This is a genomic window from Stenotrophomonas sp. YJH_SMC_4 (assembly GCF_059371575.1).
On record NZ_JCAFUR010000010.1, the window covers coordinates 26,172 to 45,317 of the forward strand.

22 protein-coding genes and 1 tRNA gene are annotated in these 19,146 nt (G+C 66.5%); 18 read left to right on the forward strand and 5 right to left on the reverse strand.

What is annotated here, in order from left to right; genetic code table 11:
- Positions 1-111: 111 nt before the first annotated feature.
- The 14 genes from AC5P9F_RS14630 (at position 112) to queC (ending at position 12,940) form a co-directional block, all read left to right on the forward strand.
- Positions 112-843, forward strand: coding sequence for a YebC/PmpR family DNA-binding transcriptional regulator (locus AC5P9F_RS14630; RefSeq protein ID WP_005410758.1), 732 nt, complete (start codon positions 112-114; stop codon positions 841-843).
- Positions 844-948: 105 nt separating this feature from the next.
- Positions 949-1,470: a crossover junction endodeoxyribonuclease RuvC gene (ruvC, locus tag AC5P9F_RS14635; protein WP_099524744.1), complete on the forward strand. Its 522-nt coding sequence runs from the start codon at positions 949-951 to the stop codon at positions 1,468-1,470.
- Positions 1,471-1,483: 13 nt separating this feature from the next.
- Positions 1,484-2,077 carry a Holliday junction branch migration protein RuvA gene (gene ruvA, locus AC5P9F_RS14640; RefSeq protein ID WP_005410756.1) on the forward strand — a complete coding sequence of 198 codons (594 nt, stop codon included), beginning with the start codon at positions 1,484-1,486 and terminating at the stop codon, positions 2,075-2,077.
- Positions 2,078-2,125: 48 nt separating this feature from the next.
- Positions 2,126-4,045: a potassium transporter Kup gene (locus AC5P9F_RS14645; RefSeq protein ID WP_019337542.1), complete on the forward strand. Its 1,920-nt coding sequence runs from the start codon at positions 2,126-2,128 to the stop codon at positions 4,043-4,045.
- Between the two features lie 552 nt (positions 4,046-4,597).
- Positions 4,598-5,638: a Holliday junction branch migration DNA helicase RuvB gene (gene ruvB / locus AC5P9F_RS14650; protein ID WP_005410754.1), complete on the forward strand. Its 1,041-nt coding sequence runs from the start codon at positions 4,598-4,600 to the stop codon at positions 5,636-5,638.
- Positions 5,628-6,059, forward strand: coding sequence for a tol-pal system-associated acyl-CoA thioesterase (gene ybgC / locus AC5P9F_RS14655; RefSeq protein WP_062605806.1), 432 nt, complete (start codon positions 5,628-5,630; stop codon positions 6,057-6,059). Before ruvB ends, ybgC begins: the two co-directional genes overlap by 11 nt.
- Before the next feature lie 10 nt (positions 6,060-6,069).
- The gene (gene tolQ, locus AC5P9F_RS14660; protein ID WP_005410752.1) at positions 6,070-6,849 is read left to right on the forward strand and encodes a protein TolQ; all 780 of its coding nucleotides are present in this window, start codon (positions 6,070-6,072) and stop codon (positions 6,847-6,849) included.
- A gap of 24 nt (positions 6,850-6,873) precedes the next feature.
- Complete coding sequence (tolR, locus tag AC5P9F_RS14665) at positions 6,874-7,302, forward strand: protein TolR (protein ID WP_005410751.1); 429 nt, start codon at positions 6,874-6,876, stop codon at positions 7,300-7,302.
- Complete coding sequence (gene tolA / locus AC5P9F_RS14670) at positions 7,292-8,347, forward strand: cell envelope integrity protein TolA (RefSeq protein ID WP_005410750.1); 1,056 nt, start codon at positions 7,292-7,294, stop codon at positions 8,345-8,347. Before tolR ends, tolA begins: the two co-directional genes overlap by 11 nt.
- A gap of 283 nt (positions 8,348-8,630) precedes the next feature.
- The gene (tolB, locus tag AC5P9F_RS14675) at positions 8,631-9,950 is read left to right on the forward strand and encodes a Tol-Pal system beta propeller repeat protein TolB (RefSeq protein WP_005410749.1); all 1,320 of its coding nucleotides are present in this window, start codon (positions 8,631-8,633) and stop codon (positions 9,948-9,950) included.
- 64 nt (positions 9,951-10,014) lie between these two features.
- A complete protein-coding gene (gene pal / locus AC5P9F_RS14680; RefSeq protein ID WP_005410748.1) occupies positions 10,015-10,533 on the forward strand; it encodes a peptidoglycan-associated lipoprotein Pal in 519 nt (172 codons plus the stop codon).
- Between the two features lie 3 nt (positions 10,534-10,536).
- Positions 10,537-11,355: a tol-pal system protein YbgF gene (gene ybgF, locus AC5P9F_RS14685; RefSeq protein WP_005414274.1), complete on the forward strand. Its 819-nt coding sequence runs from the start codon at positions 10,537-10,539 to the stop codon at positions 11,353-11,355.
- A 139-nt stretch (positions 11,356-11,494) separates the two neighbouring features.
- On the forward strand, positions 11,495-12,196 hold the full coding sequence (gene queE, locus AC5P9F_RS14690) for a 7-carboxy-7-deazaguanine synthase QueE (protein ID WP_099524742.1): 702 nt from the start codon (positions 11,495-11,497) through the stop codon (positions 12,194-12,196).
- Between the two features lie 78 nt (positions 12,197-12,274).
- Positions 12,275-12,940, forward strand: coding sequence for a 7-cyano-7-deazaguanine synthase QueC (gene queC, locus AC5P9F_RS14695; protein ID WP_012481067.1), 666 nt, complete (start codon positions 12,275-12,277; stop codon positions 12,938-12,940).
- 187 nt (positions 12,941-13,127) lie between these two features.
- Here queC and AC5P9F_RS14700 read toward each other — a convergent pair whose 3' ends face one another.
- Complete coding sequence (locus AC5P9F_RS14700; RefSeq protein WP_099484107.1) at positions 13,128-14,084, reverse strand: DUF2268 domain-containing putative Zn-dependent protease; 957 nt, start codon at positions 14,082-14,084, stop codon at positions 13,128-13,130.
- Between the two features lie 178 nt (positions 14,085-14,262).
- Here AC5P9F_RS14700 and AC5P9F_RS14705 point away from each other — a divergent pair.
- Positions 14,263-14,338, forward strand: a tRNA-Lys gene (locus AC5P9F_RS14705).
- 75 nt (positions 14,339-14,413) lie between these two features.
- Here the strand turns inward: AC5P9F_RS14705 and AC5P9F_RS14710 are convergent.
- Positions 14,414-14,752, reverse strand: coding sequence for a hypothetical protein (locus AC5P9F_RS14710; protein WP_043035103.1), 339 nt, complete (start codon positions 14,750-14,752; stop codon positions 14,414-14,416).
- A gap of 174 nt (positions 14,753-14,926) precedes the next feature.
- On the opposite strand from AC5P9F_RS14710, the gene AC5P9F_RS14715 reads away from it, so the two are divergent.
- Entirely contained in the window at positions 14,927-15,769 is an 843-nt protein-coding gene (locus tag AC5P9F_RS14715; RefSeq protein WP_024958173.1) for an alpha/beta hydrolase, read from the forward strand.
- An 82-nt stretch (positions 15,770-15,851) separates the two neighbouring features.
- The gene (locus AC5P9F_RS14720) at positions 15,852-16,790 is read left to right on the forward strand and encodes an alpha/beta hydrolase (RefSeq protein ID WP_308310276.1); all 939 of its coding nucleotides are present in this window, start codon (positions 15,852-15,854) and stop codon (positions 16,788-16,790) included.
- Positions 16,791-16,798: 8 nt separating this feature from the next.
- On the opposite strand, the gene AC5P9F_RS14725 is transcribed toward AC5P9F_RS14720, so the two are convergent.
- Both AC5P9F_RS14725 and AC5P9F_RS14730 read right to left on the reverse strand, forming a co-directional pair.
- Positions 16,799-17,221: a response regulator gene (locus AC5P9F_RS14725; RefSeq protein ID WP_005410740.1), complete on the reverse strand. Its 423-nt coding sequence runs from the start codon at positions 17,219-17,221 to the stop codon at positions 16,799-16,801.
- Positions 17,222-17,313: 92 nt separating this feature from the next.
- Positions 17,314-18,081, reverse strand: coding sequence for a CPBP family glutamic-type intramembrane protease (locus tag AC5P9F_RS14730; RefSeq protein ID WP_495221916.1), 768 nt, complete (start codon positions 18,079-18,081; stop codon positions 17,314-17,316).
- Positions 18,082-18,230: 149 nt separating this feature from the next.
- Between AC5P9F_RS14730 and AC5P9F_RS14735 the strand changes: the two genes are divergently transcribed.
- On the forward strand, positions 18,231-18,539 hold the full coding sequence (locus AC5P9F_RS14735; protein WP_044570743.1) for a TFIIB-type zinc ribbon-containing protein: 309 nt from the start codon (positions 18,231-18,233) through the stop codon (positions 18,537-18,539).
- 73 nt (positions 18,540-18,612) lie between these two features.
- Here the strand turns inward: AC5P9F_RS14735 and AC5P9F_RS14740 are convergent, their stop codons facing one another.
- A complete protein-coding gene (locus AC5P9F_RS14740; RefSeq protein ID WP_012481061.1) occupies positions 18,613-19,125 on the reverse strand; it encodes a GNAT family N-acetyltransferase in 513 nt (170 codons plus the stop codon).
- Positions 19,126-19,146 lie beyond the last annotated feature (21 nt).

Below are 19,146 nucleotides of genomic sequence, written 5' to 3' on the forward strand. Positions count from 1 at the left end.
CGCGCTTCGCCGGGCCATGCCCGACGGCATCTCTCCGCCCTAGACACGGTTGCCGCCCCCGATCAGGTAGAATCCGCGCCTTGATCCTGAAGCAGCCAGACGGTAGCACCCATGGGTAGAGGCCCCTCCATCGAAGCCCGCAAGAACGCGTCCGACGCGAAGCGCGGCAAGATTTTCACCAAGATCATCCGCGAGATCGGCGTTGCCGCGCGCGGCGGTGGAGGCGACCCCAACAACAACCCGCGCCTGCGCGTGGCGGTGGACAAGGGCCTGGCCGTGAACATGTCCAAGGACGTGATCGAGCGCGCCATCAAGAAGGCCACCGGTGAACTGGAAGGCGTCGACTACGAGGAAATCCGCTACGAAGGCTACGCCCCGGGTGGCGTGGCCGTGATCGTCGACTGCCTGACCGACAACCGCGTGCGCACCGTGGCCGATGTCCGCCATGCGTTCAGCAAGTGCGGCGGCAACATGGGCACCGAAGGCTCGGTGGCCTTCATGTTCAAGCGCCTGGGCGTGCTCAGCTTCGCCCCGGGTGCCGACGAGGAAGCCATCACCGAGGCGGCAATCGAGGCCGGCGCTGATGACATCGTGGTCTATCCGGACGATGGCTCGATCGATGTGGTCACCAGCCCTGACGCGTTCAGCGCAGTCAAGGACGCGATGGCCGCCGCTGGCCATGTCGCCGACCACGCCGAGATCACCTTCCGCGCCGACAACGACATCAAGGTCGAGGGCGAGGTCGCCCTGCAGGTCAAGAAGCTGCTGGACATGCTGGAAGACCTGGACGACGTGCAGGACGTGTATTCCAACGCCGAACTCGGCGCCGACGCCTACGCCTGAGCCGTCTTCGACGGCCTGGGCGCGGGCCGTTGAACGGTCACCGCGGACAGTCATGAGCCCATACGCCTGCCAGCGCATTCCGTTCCGCCCCGCCAGGAGTGCAGCATGACCCGCATCCTCGGCATCGACCCCGGTTCGCAGCGGACCGGGGTCGGCATCATTGATGTCGATGCCACCGGCCGCGTCAGCTACGTGCACCACCAGCCGCTGGTGCTGCTGGGCGCTGACGACTTCCCGCAGCGCATGAAGCTGCTGGTGCTGGGCCTGGCCGACCTGTGCCGCGAGTATGAGCCGCAGGAAGTGGCCATCGAACGCGTGTTCATGGCGCGCAACCCCGATTCGGCGCTGAAGCTGGGCCAGGCCCGTGGCGCGGCGATTTCCGCCGTGGTGCTGCGTGACCTGCCGGTGCACGAATACGCCGCCAGCGAGATCAAGCTGGCGGTGGTCGGACGCGGTGGCGCCGAAAAGCAACAGGTTCAACACATGGTCGGGCTCATGCTCAACCTGAAAACCAAGCTGCAGGCCGACGCGGCCGACGCGTTGGCAGTGGCGATCACCCATGCCCACGTAAGGGCAACGGCCAACCGCCTGGGGCTCAGTGCCCGCCAGGCGTGGGGCCGCAAATGAGGAGCTGCACGCAATGATCGGTCGACTGCGCGGCATCGTCGCCTACAAGGCGCCGCCGTGGCTGGTGGTGGACGTGAACGGAGTGGGCTACGAGCTGGAGGCGCCGATGAGCACCTTCTACGACCTGCCCGAGCTCGGCCGCGAGGTCACCCTGTACACCCATTACTCGCAGAAGGAAGACAGCGTCTCGCTGTACGGCTTCCTGCGCGAAGGTGAGCGGCGCCTGTTCCGCGACGTGCAGAAGGTCAGTGGCATCGGCGCGAAGATCGCGCTGGCCGTGCTGTCCGGCGTCACCGTCGAGGAATTCGCGCGCATGGTCCAGGCCGGTGACATCACCGCGCTGACCCGCATTCCGGGCATCGGCAAGAAGACCGCCGAGCGCATGGTGCTGGAGCTGCGTGACCGCGCGGCGCAGTTCGGTGCCGGCGGCGCGCTGCCGACCGGCAGCGGCCCGGCCCCGGCCGATCCGCTGTCCGATGCCACCGTGGCCCTGCAGCAGCTGGGCTACAAGCCGGCCGAAGCGGCGCGCATGGCCCGCGATGCCTTCAACGAAGGTGACGAAGTGGCCACCGTGATCCGCAAGGCGCTGCAGTCGGCACTGCGCTGACCCGCCTTCCTTTCCCCAACCCACCGCCTGAGCTTCGCCAGGAGTCCCATGTCCAGCAGTCAAACCCCGCACGCGGCCGCCCCAGGCGGTCATGGTCACGCCCCTCCAGCCGGAGGCCTCGCGCTGATCATCGGTGCGATCGGCGTGGTCTTCGGCGATATCGGTACCAGCCCGCTGTACACCCTGAAGGAGGCGTTCTCGCCGCACTACGGGCTCAACAGTGACCACGACACCGTGCTGGGCGTGCTGTCGCTGGCATTCTGGGCGCTGAACATCGTGGTCACGTTGAAGTACGTGACCATCATCATGCGCGCCGACAACGACGGCGAGGGCGGCATCATGGCGCTGATGGCGCTGACCCAGCGCACGCTGCGCAACGGGTCGCGCTCGGCCTATGTGGTCGGCATCCTCGGCATCTTCGGTGCCTCGCTGTTCTTCGGTGATGGCGTGATCACCCCGGCGATCTCCGTGCTTGGCGCGGTCGAGGGCCTGGAGGTGGCCGCGCCCGGCCTGCATGCCTTCATCGTGCCGATCACGGTGGTGGTGCTGCTGATGGTGTTTGCCGCGCAGCGCTTCGGTACCGAAAAAATCGGCAAGGCATTCGGCCCGATCACCTCGGTCTGGTTCATCTCGCTGGCGGCGATCGGCATCTACAACATCGTCGACGCACCGGAAGTGCTGAAAGCCTTCAACCCGTGGTGGGCGATCCGCTTCTTCATGGAACACAGCTGGCACGGCATCTTCATCCTTGGCGCGGTGGTGCTGGCGGTGACCGGTGGCGAGGCGCTGTACGCCGACATGGGTCACTTCGGCGCCAAACCCATCCGCCACGCCTGGTATTTCTTCGTGCTGCCGTGCCTGGTGCTGAACTACCTGGGGCAGGGCGCACTGGTGCTCAACCACCCCGAGGCGCTGAAGAACCCGTTCTTCGAGGCGGTGCCGCCGTGGGCGCTGTACCCGATGATCATCCTGGCCACGATGGCGGCGGTGATCGCGTCGCAGTCGGTCATCACCGGTGCGTTCTCGGTCTCGCGCCAGGCCATGCAGCTGGGTTACATCCCGCGCATGCGCATCAAGCACACCTCGCACGACACCATCGGCCAGATCTACATCCCGGGCATCAACTGGGGTATCGCGGTGATGGTGATCGGCCTGGTGCTGGCCTTCCGCAGCTCGTCGAACCTGGCCGTGGCCTACGGCATCTCGGTGTCGGCCACCATGCTGATCGACACCCTGCTGCTGGCCCTGGTCGCGCGTTCGCTGTGGCCGAAGGCCCGCAAGTGGATACTGCCGCTGTGCGTGGTGTTTTTCATCATCGACCTCGGCTTCGTCATCGCCAACGGCGCCAAGCTGCTGCAGGGCGCCTGGTTCCCGGTGGTGCTGGGCATCTTCCTGTTCACCATGATGCGCACCTGGCGCCGTGGCCGCGAGCTGCTGCGCGACGAGATCCGAAAGGACGGCATCCGCCTGGACACCTTCCTGCCGGGCCTGATGCTGGCACCGCCGGTACGCGTACCGGGCACCGCGGTGTTCCTCACCGCCGACCCGACCGTGGCCCCGCACGCGCTGATGCACAACCTCAAGCACAACAAGGTGCTGCACGAGCGCAACGTGTTCCTGCACGTGGAAACCCTGCCCATTCCCTATGCGATGGAAGGGCAGCGGCTGAAGATCGAGTCGGTGGGCGACGAGTTCTACCGGGTCTATGTGCGCTTCGGTTTCATGGAAACCCCGGACGTACCGCTGGCGCTGATGCGCTCGTGTGACCACGGTGGCATCTACTTCGACCCGATGGACACCACCTTCTTCGCCAGCCGCGAAACCATTGTGGCCACCGCCAACCGCGGCATGCCGATCTGGCGCGACAAGCTGTTCGCGCTGATGCATCGGAATGCCGCGCCCGCGACCGGCTTCTTCCGGATTCCGGGCAACCGCCTGGTGGAACTCGGCGCGCAGGTGGAGATTTAATCTCCGCCTGCGCTACGTCCCACACGCATTCCACCTTACTCCCCGCCTATCGGCGCGCCTCCTTGAAACGCAGGCGCCGTTGGCGCCGGCGTTCCGCGCATTCCACCTTATCCCCCCGCCAGTCGGCGCGCCCCCTTGAACAACAAGGGGGTTTGGCTTCCCGAAGTGTTCCGCGCCAGCAGCTGGGCATCGCTCGGCTGCACCGTTCCATCCACGCATGGCGCGGATCTACCGTGTCGACCAAGGTCGACACCTACCAGATCCGACCCCGTGCCGACCAACGGTCGGCACCCACCAAAGCAGAACGTCGTTCCGACAGGCCGCAGAAAACTGTCGAAGGCGGGGTGGGTCCGGTTGCGGGGGTGTCCGCGGCATGGATGCCGCGGCCAAGCCCCCAAGGACGGGTTCACGGCGTCCCCCGCGACCGGACCCACCCCGCCATCCCCAGTAGATTCGCAATTGACGTTGACGTTGACGTTGACGTTGACGTTGCCTCTGCGGGTGCCGGGCGCAGCCCGGCCGAAACGCGCACTTTTGCCGCATAATCAGCACATGACCGACGACCGCATCATCGGCGCCGGCGCCACCCGCGAGGATGACGCCGCCGACGCCAGCATCCGCCCAAAGCGCCTTGCCGACTACCTCGGCCAGGTGCCGGTGCGCGAGCAGATGGAAATCTACATCCAGGCGGCCAAGGGGCGTGGCGACGCGCTCGACCACGTACTGATCTTCGGGCCGCCGGGCCTGGGCAAGACCACCCTCAGCCATGTCATTGCCAACGAACTGGGCGTGGCCCTGCGCGTGACCTCCGGCCCGGTGATCGAAAAGGCCGGCGACCTGGCTGCGCTGCTGACCAACCTGCAGCCGCACGACGTGCTGTTCATCGACGAGATCCATCGCCTGTCGCCGGTGGTCGAGGAAGTGCTGTACCCGGCGATGGAAGATTTCCAGATCGACATCATGATCGGCGAGGGCCCCGCCGCCCGCTCGATCAAGATCGACCTGCCGCCGTTCACCCTGATCGGCGCCACCACCCGCGCCGGCCTGCTGACCGCGCCGCTGCGCGACCGCTTCGGCATCGTCCAGCGCCTGGAGTTCTACAGCGTCGAGGAACTGACCCGTATCGTGCGCCGCTCCGCCAGCATCCTCGGCATCGACTGCACCGCCGATGGGGCAGGGGAGATCGCGCGCCGCGCGCGTGGTACCCCGCGTATCGCCAACCGCCTGCTCCGACGCGTGCGCGACTATGCGCAGGTCAAGGCCGGTGGCCACATCGACGAGCCCGTGGCCCAGGCCGCGATGAAGATGCTCAAGGTCGACCCGGAAGGCTTCGACGAGCTTGACCGGCGCCTGCTGAAAACGATGGTGGACTACTTCGACGGAGGCCCGGTCGGCATCGAATCGCTGGCCGCGGCGCTGTCCGAAGAGCGTGGCACCCTGGAAGACGTGGTCGAGCCGTACCTGATCCAGCAGGGCTTCCTGGTGCGTACCGCGCGTGGCCGCATGGCCACCCACAAGGCCTACCGGCACATGGGTCTGAAGCCGAAGAACCCGCCGCAGGACCTGTTCGCGGAGGTTCCCGATGTCGGTTGAGCCACTATTCAGTTGGCCGACACGCATTTACTGGGAAGATACCGACGCTGGCGGCGTGGTCTACCACGCCCGCTACGTGGCCTTCATGGAACGGGCCCGGACCGAATGGATGCGTTCGCTCGGCTACGGCCAGGAGCGCATGCGCGCCGAGCACGGGATGGTCTTCGCGGTGCGCTCGATGCAGATGGATTTCATCAGGCCGGCACGGCTGGATGACACCCTGCAGGTGAGCGCCCGTTTGGTCCAGCTGAAGAAGGCCAGCATGGTCTTCGACCAGCAGATCCTGCGCGACGGCGAATTGCTGCTGTCGGCCCAGGTCCGCATCGCCGCACTGGACGCGGCCAGTTTCCGCCCGCGTGGCATGGACGAGGCCGTCCTTGCCGTGCTGCAACCCCACCTCCACCCCGAATCCGAACACTGAGGAACAACGGATGATCGCAACGCTCCTGGCCCTGCAGGCCACGGTCACCGAGGCACTGCCGGCCGACGTCAGCAACGCCGCGACACAGACCCTTGCCCAGGCCACCACCGGCGGCGGCATCAACTACCTCGAACTGATGGCCAAGGCCAGCCTGCCGGTGAAGATCATCGTGCTGCTGCTGCTGGTCGGCTCGTTCGTCAGCTGGGTGATCATTTTCCGCAAGGCCCGCGTGTTCAAGCAGGCCACCCGCGAAGCCGACGAGTTCGAGAACCGCTTCTGGTCCGGCGCGGACCTGGGCAAGCTGTACAGCGCGGCCACCGACCGCAGCCGCAGCGTGACCGGCCTGGAAGCCATCTTCGAAGCAGGGTTCCGCGAATACACCCGCCTGCGTGACAAGCGCCGCCTGGATGGCCGCGCCCAGCTGGAAGGCGCGCAGCGTGCGATGCGCACCACCTATACCCGCGAAGTGGACCAGCTCGAGCGCAACCTGGAACTGCTGGCCAACATCGGTTCGACCGCGCCGTACGTGGGCCTGGTCGGCACCGTGTTCGGCATCATGGTGACCATGCACGACATGATCAGCAGTGGTGCGCAGGCTGGCATCGCCGCCGTCGCGCCGGGCATCTCCGAGGCACTGTTCGCTACCGCCATCGGCCTGTTCGTGGCGATCCCGGCGGTGTGGGCCTACAACCGCTTCACCACGCGCGTTGAGCGCATGTCGGTGCGGTTCGAGACCTTTGCCGAAGAGTTCAGCTCCATCCTGCAGCGCCAGAGCGCTGGCGACGAGTAAGCGCCTGACCCGGGAGTCCAAGCCATGTCCGCTGCCATCGGTCGCCGCAAGCGCCGCAAGCTGAAATCGGAAATCAACGTCGTTCCCTACATCGACGTCATGCTGGTGCTGCTGATCATCTTCATGGTCACCGCGCCGCTGCTAACCCTGAGCTTCGACGTCGACCTGCCGCAGTCCAACGCCAAGGCGCTGGAGAGCAAGCAGGACCCGGTGATCGTCTCGGTGCGGCAGGACGGCCAGCTCAGCCTGAAGCTGCCCGATGCCAAGGAACCGACCGCCGTGTCGGCCGAGGAACTGGAAGGCCGCCTGGCCGGCATCGCCGCCCAGGACAAGGGCGTGCGCGTGATCGTCGCCGCCGACCGTGCCGTGGCCTATGAAAAGGTCATCGCCGCGATGGATGTGATCAAGCGCGCCAAGGTAGACAAGGTAGGCCTGGCCACCGATGCACGCTGACGCCCTGCCACCCCCGCATCAGCGCGAACCCGGCTGGGGCCTGCCCCTGGCATTGGCGTTGCTGGTGCACCTGCTGGTCGCGCTGGTCTTCATCGTGGCCTGGTTCTGGTCGCCCGAGCGCAACACCGACGCCGCCGCCGGTGATCCGTCGGTCGAGGCCAGCCTGGCGCTGTCCGCGTCGGAGGCTTCCGCTGCGCGCCAGGCCCTGCGCCAGTCGGAAAAGCTGGAAGACCTGCCGCCGCCGGTGGCCGAGCCCATCCCGGTGCCGGAAGACACCATTCCGCCGCCGCAGCCGATCCCGGAACCGCGCCCGCAGGACGCGCCCACGCCGCAGCAGCAACAGGCGCAGGAGCGTGTCGCGCAGCCGGATACCAAGGACCAGGAAGCGGTGAGTGCGCTGGCCATCTCCCAGGAGAAGGCCAAGCAGGAACAGGAAGCCAAGCGCCGACAGGAACAGATCGACCTGACCGAACGCAAGCGCCAGGAAGAAGCCGAGCAGAAGCTGCGCCTGGCCAAGCAGCAGGAAGCGGACGAGAAGAAGAAGCAGGCCGAGCAGGAGCGCGTGGCCGCTGACAAGGCCGAGGCCGAGAAGCAGAAGAAGATCGCCGAGATCCGTGCCCGCCGCGAGCAGGCCGAGAAGGAAGCCAAGCTGGCCGAGCAGAAGCTGCGCCAGGTGGCCGCCGCGCGCAATGCCGCCGGCAGTGCCGCTGCCGGTTCCAGTGGTGCCTCGCAGCCGGCCGCCGGTGGCGGTGGCAACAGCGACGACCTTTCGGCCAAGTACGCAGCCGCCATCCAGGCCAAGGTGCTGTCGCAGTGGGTGCGCCCGGATACGGTGCCGTTGGGCCAGCGCTGCCAGATCACCATCACCCAGATTCCGGGTGGTACGGTGATGCAGGCCAAGGTCAGCCCGAACTGCCCGTACGACGAGGCCGGCAAGCGCTCGATCGAGGCCGCCGTGCTCAACGCGCAGCCGCTGCCGTACCGCGGCTTCGAGTCGGTGTTCGCACGCACGCTCAACTTCACCTTCACCGCCCAGGATCGCTGAGGCGGGCAGGGCAGGGTGGCTCTCCGCTGCCCGCGTCCACGGATGTCGCGCTTGCCTCTGGCAGGCCAGGTCTCGGCCGGGCAGGCTGTGGGCTGCTGTCGGACACCGCCCCGCAGGGCGGCGTGACGGGGCACATGGGCGCGATGTTAGCCACGACGTTAACGGTGCGTGAGAGGACGGGCTGGAACTGACCCGGAATTCACGTACCCTTGGTTCATGATTGCGAAGCGGTTCACTGCCGCTTTGTTATCCCTCGTTCCGGTTTCCCCCTATTGAGCGCTCCATGAAAAAGATGCCTCGCTGGCTTGCCGTGTTTGCGGCCCTGTTGCTGCCCTTTGCTGCCGTCGCGCAGCAGAAGGGGCTGGATATCGACATCATCGGCGGCAATGCTTCCGCGCTGCCGATCACCATCGTGCCGATGCCTTACCAGGGGTCGTCGGCTGCACCGCAGACCGACGTCGCCGGCGTGGTCCGTGCCGACCTGGAGCGCTCGGGCCAGTTCCGTACGCTGCCCGAAGCGCAGATCGTCGAGAAGCCGGTGCGCGGCGGCGACATCCAGTTCGCCACCTGGCGCGCGCTGAAGCAGAACTACATCGTGGTCGGCCGCGTGCTCGACGCCGGTGCCGGCGCCTACCGCGTCGAGTACGAACTGTTCGACGTACCCAAGGGCGAGCGCCTGCTGGGCCTGGCGATGACCGCCCGTGGCAACGCCATGCGCGATGTTGCCCACCAGATGGCCGACGCCATCTACGAAAAGATCACCGGTGTGCGCGGCGCCTTCTGGACCCGCATCGCCTACGTGACCGCCAGCGGCAAGGGCGACGCCATGCGCTACGCGCTGATGGTGGCCGACTCCGATGGCTTCAATCCGCAGACCATCGTGCGTTCGGCCGAGCCGCTGCTGTCGCCGTCGTGGAGCCCGGATGGCAGCAAGCTGGCCTACGTCAGCTTCGAGCGTGGCAATTCGGCCATCTACATCCAGAACATCGGTACCGGCGCGCGTGAGCTCGTCACCAGCTTCCGCGGCATCAACAGCGCCCCGGCGTTCTCGCCGGACGGCCGCAAGCTGGCCCTGACCCTGTCGCGTTCGGGCAACCCGGAAATCTACGTGATGGACCTGGGCAGCAAGCAGCTGACCCAGCTGACCAACCACTTCGCCATCGATACCGAGCCGACCTGGGCGCCGGACGGCAGCGCGGTGTACTTCACCTCCGACCGCGGCGGCCGTCCGCAGGTCTACAAGGTCGGCGCGGGCGGCGGCAGCGCCGAGCGCGTGACCTTCCAGGGCAACTACAATGCCAAGCCCTCGGTGTCCTACGACGGCAAGAAGATCGCCGTCGCCCAGGGCTCGGGCAACAGCTACAAGATCGCGGTGATGGACAGCTCGCTGGGTTCGCCGCGCTGGAGCACGCTGTCCCCGGGCTCGCTGGATGAATCGCCGAGCTTTGCGCCCAACGCGAGCATGGTGTTGTACGCCGCCCGCGAAGGTGGCCGTGGTGTGTTGTATGCCGTCTCGGCCGATGCGCGGGTTCGCCAGCGCCTGGTCCTGGCCGATGGTGATGTGCGCGAGCCGGCATGGTCCCCATACCGTACCCAGCGCTAAAAGAGTGTTAATATTTTCGTTGTCTTGAACCCCTCATCGGCCTAGGAGCCACAAAGGTATCGCCATGAACAAGTCCACCCGCGTTCTGCTTGTTTCCCTGCTGTCTGTGGCCGTCCTGGCCGGTTGCTCGAAGAAGGTGAAGGAAGAGCCGGCAGCCCCGGTCGACACCGGCACCTCGACCACCACCCCGACCGGTCCGTCGACCTCGGGCCTGTACGGCCCGGGCGACCTGGATACCGACGCTTGCCTGCGCCAGCGCGTTGTCTACTTCGACCTGGACAAGGAAGACGTGAAGCCGGAATTCCAGGCCATCATGGCGTGCCACGCCAAGTACCTGCGTGACCGTCCGTCCTCGCGCATCACCCTGCAGGGCCACACCGACGAGCGCGGTTCGCGCGCGTACAACCAGGCCCTGGGTGAGCGTCGTGGCAACGGCGTCAACTCGGCCCTGCAGGCCAACGGTGGCTCGGCTTCGCAGCTGACCGTCGTTTCCTACGGTGAAGAGCGTCCGGTCTGCACCGAGTCGAACGAGTCCTGCTGGTCGCAGAACCGTCGCGTCGAAATCGTCTACACCGCGCAGTAATCCATGCGCATTGGCATCAAACTGATGCTGGTCGTTGCGGCAGCCCTCGTGGCTGCCGCACCGGCGCATGCACAGCGACAGAGCCTGGCTGACCGTGTCGGCGCGCTCGAGCAGCAGATGTACAACAACAGTGCCAACCAGGACCTGTTGAACCAGATCAACCAGCTGCGGCAGCAGGTCACCAGCCTGCAGGCCTCGATCGAGCAGTTGCAGCACGACAACGCCCAGCTCAAGCAGTCCGCCCAGGACCAGTACCTGGATCTGGACAGCCGCCTGAACCGGTTGGAAGGGGGCAATGCCGCCCCGGCCCTGCCGCCCGTTCCGGCGAGCGCGCCGAAGGCCGCACCGGCCCCGGCAAAACCCGCAGCGGCGGCCACTTCCGAGCGGCCGCCTTCCGTCCATGGTGATGCCGGCAGCCTTGCCGCCACTGGCGACGAGCGCACCTCCTACAACGTCGCCTTCGATTCGCTGAAGGCCGGCAAGTACGATGATTCGGCGCAGCTGTTCCTGAGCTTCCTGCAGCTGTACCCGAACGGCGTCTACGCGCCGAACGCGCTGTACTGGTTGGGCGAGAGCTACTACGCCACCCGCAATTTCCCGATGGCCGAGACCCAGTTCCGTGAACTGCTCGCGCGCTATCCGACCCACGACAAGGCCGCTGGCGGCCTGCTCAAGGTTGGCCTCTCGCAGTATGGCGAGGGCAAGGTCGACCAGGCCCAGCAGACGCTGGAGAGCGTCGTGGCGCAGTACCCGGGCTCGGACGCCGCGCGCACCGCCCAGGATCGGCTGCAGTCCATCCGCCTCGGCAAGCAGATCCGTTGATCCGCTGACCGGGCGTACAATGCGTACCCTGGCGCCGGGCTGATTTCCGGCAGCCTCCTGTAGAGCCGAGCCCATGCTCGGCTGCTTTCGTTTCCGGCGCCGATAAATCGGTCGCCTGTCCCATGAAGAATTGTTTGCCATGACCGCCGTTACCCCGTCCAACGCCGTCGCCACCCCCAGCGACATCGTGCAGTCGCCGCTGCCGCGCCTGAAGATCACCGAGATCTTCACCTCGCTGCAGGGCGAAGCCGATACCGCCGGCTGGCCGACCGTGTTCGTGCGCCTGACCGGCTGCCCGCTGCGCTGCCAGTACTGCGATACGGCCTATGCCTTCCATGGCGGCACCTGGAGGGACATCGACGACATCGTGGCCGAGGTGCTGGCCCAGGGCGTGCGCCACGTCTGCGTGACCGGCGGCGAGCCGCTGGCGCAGAAACGCTGCCTGGTGCTGCTGCAGAAGCTGTGCGACGCCGGCATGGACGTCTCGCTGGAAACCTCCGGCGCGCTGGACGTCAGCGCGGTGGACCCGCGTGTATCGCGCGTGGTCGACATCAAGACCCCGGGGTCGGCCGAAGCGGCGCGCAACCGCTGGGAAAACCTGCCGCTGCTGACCGCACGCGACCAGATCAAGTTCGTCATCTGCAGCCGCGGGGACTACGACTGGGCCAAGGCTCTGGTCGCCGAGCACGAGCTGGTGAAGCGCTGCACCGTGTTCTTCTCGCCCAGCAAGGGCGAGATCACCGCGCGGCAGCTGGCCGACTGGATCGTCGAAGACCGCCTGCCGGTGCGCTTCCAGATGCAGTTGCATAAAATCCTGTGGAACGACGAGCCGGGCCGATGAGCCCGCGCGGCGTTCCCTGATGTAGCTCCGGCGCGGGACAGCGTGCTGGCTTTCCCCTCCCAACCGGATGTTTTACCCATGAAGAAGGCAGTCGTGCTTCTCTCCGGCGGCATGGATTCAGCCGCCGTCATCGCCATGGCCCAGGAACAGGGCTTCGCCGTGCATGCCCTGAGCGTGCGCTACGGCCAGCGCCATACCTCCGAACTGGATGCTGCCGCCCGCGTGGCCAAGGCCCAGGGCGTGGTCGCGCACAAGATCGTGGACGTGGACCTGCGCAGCATCGGCGGCTCGGCACTGACCGACGACATCGACGTGCCCGAGGCCGGCGGTGCCGGCATTCCGGTCACCTACGTACCGGCGCGCAACACCATCATGCTGTCGCTGGCCCTCGGCTGGGCCGAAGTGCTCGGTGCCAACGACATCTTCTGCGGCGTCAACGCCGTGGATTATTCCGGCTATCCGGACTGCCGCCCCGAGTTCGTGGCCGCGTTCCAGGCGCTGGCCAACCTGGCCACCAAGTCAGGCGTGGAAGGTGCGGGCATCAAGGTACACGCGCCGCTGCAGTTCCTCAGCAAGGGCCAGATCGTCAGCGAAGGCGTGCGCCTGGGCGTGGACTTCGGCCTGACCGTGTCCTGCTACAACGCCGACGCCAACGGCGCCGCCTGCGGCCACTGTGATGCCTGCCGCCTGCGCGCGCAGGGCTTCGCCGAAGCCGGCGTGCCGGACCCGACGCTGTACGCCTGATCGCCTCTGGTAGTGCCGGCCGCTGGCCGGCTTCCCTGATGGGTGTGAATTCCCAGATGGTGGGTGCGAACTGCTCCTCGGTGGGTGCGAACCTTGGTTCGCACTCCCCGACCCGCCGGGTAGGTCTGACTCTGGTGGGTGCGAACCGTTGGTTCGCACTCCCTGTCCCGCCAGGCATGGCCCGGCGCTACCGCTGCCGCAGCCACCCCGACGCTTCAATAAACATCCGCACCGCCTTCGGATCGGCATAGTCCAGCTCGATCATCCGCGCGACACCGGCTTTCTCGTCGGCTTGCTGGCGCATGTACTCCTGCGCGATGCGGTAGCCGGCGTAGTACCCCACATCACCCACCCCGAACGGATTACGGGCGCTGTTGTACAGCCAGTTGTCCAGATCCCCGCCGTCCATTTCAGCGACGAAACGCGTGCGGATTTCCGCTTCGTGCGCGGGCCCGTAGCTGTACAGCGGCAACGCCGGCCGACGCCCGCTCAGCCGTTCGGCCACATACTCCGCCACGCCTTCGCGCACCGCGTACTGCGCCAGGCTGCCGGTAGTCTCGCGCTGCTGGGTATGCACGTACTCGTGCAGGTTGTTCTGCGCGTTGTTCGCCCCCGGACGGCTGTCATAGAAGATCCGCAGGCGATCGCGCATTTTCGCCGGCAACTCGCTCACGTCCACGCGCTCATCGCCCAGCGCCATCTCCGCACCGATCAGTACCTTGTCACCCAGCGTGGTCCCGCCAGTACGCAGCACGCCCACGGCATAGGTGATGGTGGCCGGGCGCAGGGCGGGGTAGAGCGTGCGGAAGGCGGCCAGGTCCCGTTCCAGTGTGGCGCTGGCCTGCTGCGCGTTGGCGGTCAATGGGCGTACCGACGTCCAGAAGCGCGGCCACGCACGCATGGCCTCGGCGTATTCGCGGGCGGTGTAGTTACGGACCTGCATCAGCGCATGCAGGCCGGGGCTGCCTGGATCGATGTAGCGCTCCTGCACCAGTGCGACCTGGCGTTCAACGTCGGGCTCGGCGCGCACAGCGTCATAGGTGGCCCAGAAGCGGCCGATGTCGTCGGTGACGACCTGGGATGGGGCGGCCAGTGCCGTACAGGGCAGCAACAGGGCGGCAATGAGGCAGAAGGGCAGGCGCATCCGTGGCTCCGGGCAGGAATCACAGCTGGGATGCGCGTGAGGCCCATAAGGTTTAAGCGGGCTCACCAGATCGGGTAGTGCCGGCCGCTGGCCGGCAACCTCGACGCACCAGGGTTTCACTCGGCCCGGTAAAGTAGGGTAGAATGCCCACCCCGCCGAAAGGCTGGGGCAGTGCAATGGGCCGTTAGCTCAGTCGGTAGAGCAGAAGACTTTTAATCTTTTGGTCGAAGGTTCGAATCCTTCACGGCCCACCATTGCATCCAATGACCCATGTCATTCAGAAAGGCACCGTAATGCGGTGCCTTTTTTGTTGCCCTGGTCCGTGGCCTCTACTTCGCCCGCACTCCCTTGGCTTTTGCGGCCGCCGCGTCGGCAGCTTGCTGTGCGGCCGTCGCTGCCGCATTCGCGGAACGCACGGCTTCCGCTTGAGCCGCGTCAAAGTCAGCCCGGCGCTGCGCGCTGATCCGGCGTTCCAGTTCTGAATATGCGACGTAGCTCTCCGGATGCTTCGCGACGCAGGCCTGCTGCAGCAGCGGGATCGCGTGGTCGGACAATCCCGGTTGGAGGTGGGCGAGCAGGCAGTCCGCATACGCTGCGGATGCTGGCGGAGTGCTGCTGGACTGCGGTGAGGCGGCGGCAAGGGTGGTGGCGATCAATACACTCAACATGGGAACCTCCTTGTGGATATGAGCGTGGCGGCGACCAGTCTTTGAGCCAAGGTGCCCGTTGCATGGCCATCACCGGCTCCATGGTGCTCCAGTTCCGGCAGATCGGCAAAGTGCCGCGAACGACAGTGCCTCCGGCGGTCTATGCTCGGCATCTTTTCCAGGATGGGCCGTCCCATGCGTCTGATCATGCTGTCGCTGTTGTTGTCCGTCGTCTCCGCCGCGCCGCTGATGGCCGCCGAATCCGCGTCGCCCGCCGCCGCCACGCCGCTGGTCATCGGCGAGACCTTCACCATCGAGTCGAAGGCGCTGGGCGAGACCCGTCGTATCAACGTCTATCGCCCGCAGCCGTGGGGGCTGGACCCGAAGGCACCGCTACCGGTGCTCTACATGCCCGACGGCGGCATCGGCGAAGACTTCCTGCATGTGGCCGGGCTGGTGCAGGTGCTCAGCGGCAACGGCAGCATGCGTCCGTTCCTGCTGGTTGGCATCGAGAACACCGAGCGCCGCCGCGACATGACCGGCCCCAGCAAGGACCCTCAGGACCAGAAGATCGCGCCGCGCATCGGCGGCTCGGCGGCCTACCGTACCTTCCTGCGCGATGAACTGATGCCGCAGGTGCGTCAGCGTTACCCGACCACCGAGGAGCGCGCGCTGATCGGCGAGTCGCTGGCCGGCCTGTTCGTGGTCGAGACGCTGCTGCAGGAGCCTACGCTGTTCAACAGCTATATCGCGCTGGACCCCAGCCTGTGGTGGAACCGTGGTGCAATGCTGGCCGGGGCGGCCAGACAGCTGCCGGCGGTGACGCGTGCGCAGCCGCGCGTGTTCCTGGCCAGCAGTGGTCAGCCGGAGCTGGCGGCCTCTGCCGCACAGTTGGCCACGCTGCTGCAGCAGGCGTCGCCGTCGCCGCTGGTGAAGTACCTGCCGCTGCCGGAGGAAACCCACGCCACCATCTATCATCCGGCCGCGTTGCAGGCGCTGCGCACGCTGTTCCCGGCGCCGCCGCCGGCCTCGCCCTGACCGCACTGGTACCCGCCTGTACACCATGCAACGATGCGGCAGCGGCGCCATCGGGTGCGCCGCCCGCAACGGGAGCGTGTGGATGCAGCGTGTGCGTGGATGGAGTGTGGCGGCCTGCCTGGCCATGAGTGGCTGTGCGATGTCGGTGGCGCCGCCCGCAATGCAGAGTGAAGCGAAGGACAGTGCGCCGACTGCCACGCCGGGTGTGGTGCTGCCGGACACCGAAGCGCTGCGCGTGCACGACCCGGTCGGCCGCGACTATCCGGTCTGGGTGGCGCTGCCGGCCGACTATGCGGCGCATCCGGAAAAGCACTACCCGGTGCTGTACGTGACCGATGCGCTGTACAGCTTCCCGCTGGTGCGCAGCGTGCGCAACATGGTCGGGCAGAGGGGCGTCAACATCGAGGATTTCATCCTGGTCGGGCTGCCGCCGCAGGAAGGCCTGACCTCCAAGCAGAGCCGCTCGCGCGATTACACGCCCAGCGACCCGGCGCGTACCGATCCGCGTGATTACAGCGATGACGTCAGCTACGGCGGCGCGGCGCACTACCGCGATTTCCTCGCTGGGCAGGTACTGCCGATGATCGATGCGCGCTACCGCACCGATCCGGCGCGGCGTGCCTATGCGGGTCATTCCTATGGTGGCCTGTTCGGCGCCTATGTGCTGACCACGCGCCCGGACATGTTCCGCACCGACATCCTGTCCAGCCCATCGCTGTGGTTCGACGACCATCGGGTGCCGCGCATGCAGGCCGAAGCCAAGGCGCCGGCGCAGTCGACCACGGTGGTGCTGTCGGTGGGCAGCTTTGAAACGGTCAAGCCCGAACCGCGTTACTTCACCCGCAACGACATGCTGCGCCACAACGCCGAATTCGCCGAGCAGCTGCGCAGCAGCGGGCGATCGTTGAAGGTGGAGAACATGGTGATCGATGACGAGGATCACTTCACCGTCTACCCGGACATGATCACCCGCGCACTGCTGAAGGTGTTCCCGGGTACCGGACCGTACAGCAGCGGTTGATGAATGCCTCAGGCCGCCTCTGCATCCGGCCCGGTCAACACGCCCACATCGGCGTGCCGGAAGCACAGCCGGATGGCATCGAGCAGCTCGCTCATGTTGTACGGCTTGGGCAGGAAATGGATGCCGTCGCGCAGCTGCGGCAGCACCTGGTGCTGGTCCATGCCCGACGTCACCAGGATCGGCAGCTGGGGATACAGGCCGCGGACCCGGTTGGCGGCTTCAATGCCACTGATCGCGCCCAGATTCACGTCGGTGAACAGCAGGTCGAAACGCTCACCGGCGGCCAGCAGGCCCAGCGCCGCTTCGGCAGAGCTCACGCCCACTACGTGGCACGCTTGGCTTTCCAGCGCCAGCCGGCTCAGTTCGCGGGTTTCCTCGGCGTCCTCGATAAGCAGGACGCGGGGTTCAACGTGGCGCTTGGACAGCAACATGACGCGACAACTCCGGACAGCAACGGTGAAAAGGCGCGCAAGTATGCGCAAGCCGGTAGTGATCCCGACGTGCACGGCAAGCTAAGCGGGCGTTACAGGCTTCTTTGGCGCCGAAGCCGCACGTGCCAGGCCAGCACCGCGACCGCGAGCAGGGCGGTGCCGATGCGCAGGCTGGTGGCCTGCCAGCCCAATGCGAGGGCGTCATCGAGGCTGAACACATTCCAGGCCAGGTTCATCGAAACATGCAGGACCAGGCCGCACCAGAGCGTGTTGCCGTCAAGGTGGTCGAGCCAGGCGAAGATGAAGCCGCCCACGGCGATCACCGCGCCGACGAACAGCGCGATGCCGCCGCCGTCGAACCCGCCGAAGCCGAGCCAGTGCACCATGCCGAACAACAGCGCCTGCGGCAGTGCAAGCCATGGCCAGGGGCCGCGCACGATCTTCACCAGCAGCACGAAGCCCAGGCCGCGGAAGAGCACTTCCTCGGCCAGCGGGAACAGCACCGCCAGCATCGTGGCATCCAAGACGGTCAGCGCGGTGTTCGGCGTGCCGAGCAGCGCCAAGCCGAGCCAGCAGGGCAGGCTGGCCAGCAACACCCACATTGGACCGTTCCAGCCGTTTGTGCGCAGCCCGAGGCTGGCCAGCAGGCTCATGCCACGGTGCCGCAGCAGCGCGGCCAGCAGCAGTGCCACCAGTACCGCCAGCGCGTTGTCCAACAAGCTGCCGCCATAGGGGATGGGCAGTGCGGGAATCGGTGTGCCGATGGCCGTGGCGATATCGCGCAGGTTCAGGCCAAGGCCGACGCCCAGCAGCACCAGCAACAGGCGTGCGGTGGTGGGCAGGCGGGACAACACGGTCATGTACGCATTCCCTGCGGAACAAGGACGCAGCGTGCCACGCGGTATGCATGTGGACACGCGCCGGAAGTCCCTGTGCCATCGGTCACGCGTTGCCGCACAGTCATCGCGGTGCAGGTACAGTCGAAACCAGACCGACAGGAGCAATGCCGATGCTGTGCCCCGTGTGCAAGACCCAGACGCTGCAGATGGCCGAACGCCATGGCATCGAGATTGATTACTGCCCGAGTTGCCGCGGTGTGTGGCTGGATCGTGGCGAGCTGGACAAGATCATCGAACGTGCAGGCGCCGGTGCTGCAGTACCTCCGCCAGCGCCCGTGCAGGCTCAGCCGGCGTCCGCGCCGCCACCGGTGACGCACCGTGATACCCGCCACCTCGGCCAGCGCTACGAGGACAACCGGGGACACGGCTACAAGAAAAAGAAGAAGGACAGCTTCCTGTCGGAGTTGTTCGATTTCTAGTTTGTAGCGTCGAGCCATGCTCGACGTTTGGCGCTAACAGTCGAGCAAGCTTGACTCTACATGGGGCGCGTGATCACGGCCGACGCAGGATGAACTCGCGGTCGTGGGTATCGCCCACGATGAAGTCGTACTCGCCAACCTTGCTGCAGCCATAGCGCGCGTAGAAGCGCTGCGCGCCGAAATTCTCTTCCCACACGCCCACCCACAGGGTGCGGCGCTGCGGCTGGTCCAGCCAGGTCATGAACGCATCCATCAGGCGCGCGCCGTGGCCGCCGTTCTGGTGTGCAGCCAGGATGTAGAACCGCTTCAGTTCGATGTCGCCCTCGCGTGCATCCGTGTGCGGCAAGGTGTTGGCACCGGCGGCCAGATAGCCGACCACGGCATCACCTTCCATCAGCAGCCAGATCGCGCTGCGTGGGTCGGACAGTTCGATGCGCTGCGGTTCGCTGCTGTAGTGCGCCTGCAGGAAATCGTGCAGCTCCTGCGGCGGATAGGAATCGCCCCAGGTTTCGTTGTAGGTGGCAATTGCGATGGCCGACAGCGCGTCGACATCGGCAAGGGTGGCGCGGCGGATCTGCAACGACATGGCGGTGCCTGCAATGGAGCG

Excerpts from the sequence above, each read along its gene's own strand:
- AC5P9F_RS14725 (WP_005410740.1), bottom strand. The coding sequence starts at position 17,221 with ATGTTGCTGTCCAAGCGCCACGTTGAACCCCGCGTCCTGCTTATCGAG.
- tolB (WP_005410749.1), top strand. The coding sequence starts at position 8,631 with ATGAAAAAGATGCCTCGCTGGCTTGCCGTGTTTGCGGCCCTGTTGCTG.
- ybgC (WP_062605806.1), top strand. The coding sequence starts at position 5,628 with ATGTCGGTTGAGCCACTATTCAGTTGGCCGACACGCATTTACTGGGAA.
- tolQ (WP_005410752.1), top strand. The coding sequence starts at position 6,070 with ATGATCGCAACGCTCCTGGCCCTGCAGGCCACGGTCACCGAGGCACTG.
- tolA (WP_005410750.1), top strand. The coding sequence starts at position 7,292 with ATGCACGCTGACGCCCTGCCACCCCCGCATCAGCGCGAACCCGGCTGG.
- pal (WP_005410748.1), top strand. The coding sequence starts at position 10,015 with ATGAACAAGTCCACCCGCGTTCTGCTTGTTTCCCTGCTGTCTGTGGCC.
- ybgF (WP_005414274.1), top strand. The coding sequence starts at position 10,537 with ATGCGCATTGGCATCAAACTGATGCTGGTCGTTGCGGCAGCCCTCGTG.
- ruvB (WP_005410754.1), top strand. The coding sequence starts at position 4,598 with ATGACCGACGACCGCATCATCGGCGCCGGCGCCACCCGCGAGGATGAC.
- ruvC (WP_099524744.1), top strand. The coding sequence starts at position 949 with ATGACCCGCATCCTCGGCATCGACCCCGGTTCGCAGCGGACCGGGGTC.
- AC5P9F_RS14700 (WP_099484107.1), bottom strand. The coding sequence starts at position 14,084 with ATGCGCCTGCCCTTCTGCCTCATTGCCGCCCTGTTGCTGCCCTGTACG.
- AC5P9F_RS14730 (WP_495221916.1), bottom strand. The coding sequence starts at position 18,081 with ATGACCGTGTTGTCCCGCCTGCCCACCACCGCACGCCTGTTGCTGGTG.
- tolR (WP_005410751.1), top strand. The coding sequence starts at position 6,874 with ATGTCCGCTGCCATCGGTCGCCGCAAGCGCCGCAAGCTGAAATCGGAA.
- queC (WP_012481067.1), top strand. The coding sequence starts at position 12,275 with ATGAAGAAGGCAGTCGTGCTTCTCTCCGGCGGCATGGATTCAGCCGCC.
- AC5P9F_RS14715 (WP_024958173.1), top strand. The coding sequence starts at position 14,927 with ATGCGTCTGATCATGCTGTCGCTGTTGTTGTCCGTCGTCTCCGCCGCG.
- queE (WP_099524742.1), top strand. The coding sequence starts at position 11,495 with ATGACCGCCGTTACCCCGTCCAACGCCGTCGCCACCCCCAGCGACATC.
- AC5P9F_RS14645 (WP_019337542.1), top strand. The coding sequence starts at position 2,126 with ATGTCCAGCAGTCAAACCCCGCACGCGGCCGCCCCAGGCGGTCATGGT.
- AC5P9F_RS14740 (WP_012481061.1), bottom strand. The coding sequence starts at position 19,125 with ATGTCGTTGCAGATCCGCCGCGCCACCCTTGCCGATGTCGACGCGCTG.
- AC5P9F_RS14630 (WP_005410758.1), top strand. The coding sequence starts at position 112 with ATGGGTAGAGGCCCCTCCATCGAAGCCCGCAAGAACGCGTCCGACGCG.
- ruvA (WP_005410756.1), top strand. The coding sequence starts at position 1,484 with ATGATCGGTCGACTGCGCGGCATCGTCGCCTACAAGGCGCCGCCGTGG.
- AC5P9F_RS14720 (WP_308310276.1), top strand. The coding sequence starts at position 15,852 with ATGCAGCGTGTGCGTGGATGGAGTGTGGCGGCCTGCCTGGCCATGAGT.
- AC5P9F_RS14710 (WP_043035103.1), bottom strand. The coding sequence starts at position 14,752 with ATGTTGAGTGTATTGATCGCCACCACCCTTGCCGCCGCCTCACCGCAG.
- AC5P9F_RS14735 (WP_044570743.1), top strand. The coding sequence starts at position 18,231 with ATGCTGTGCCCCGTGTGCAAGACCCAGACGCTGCAGATGGCCGAACGC.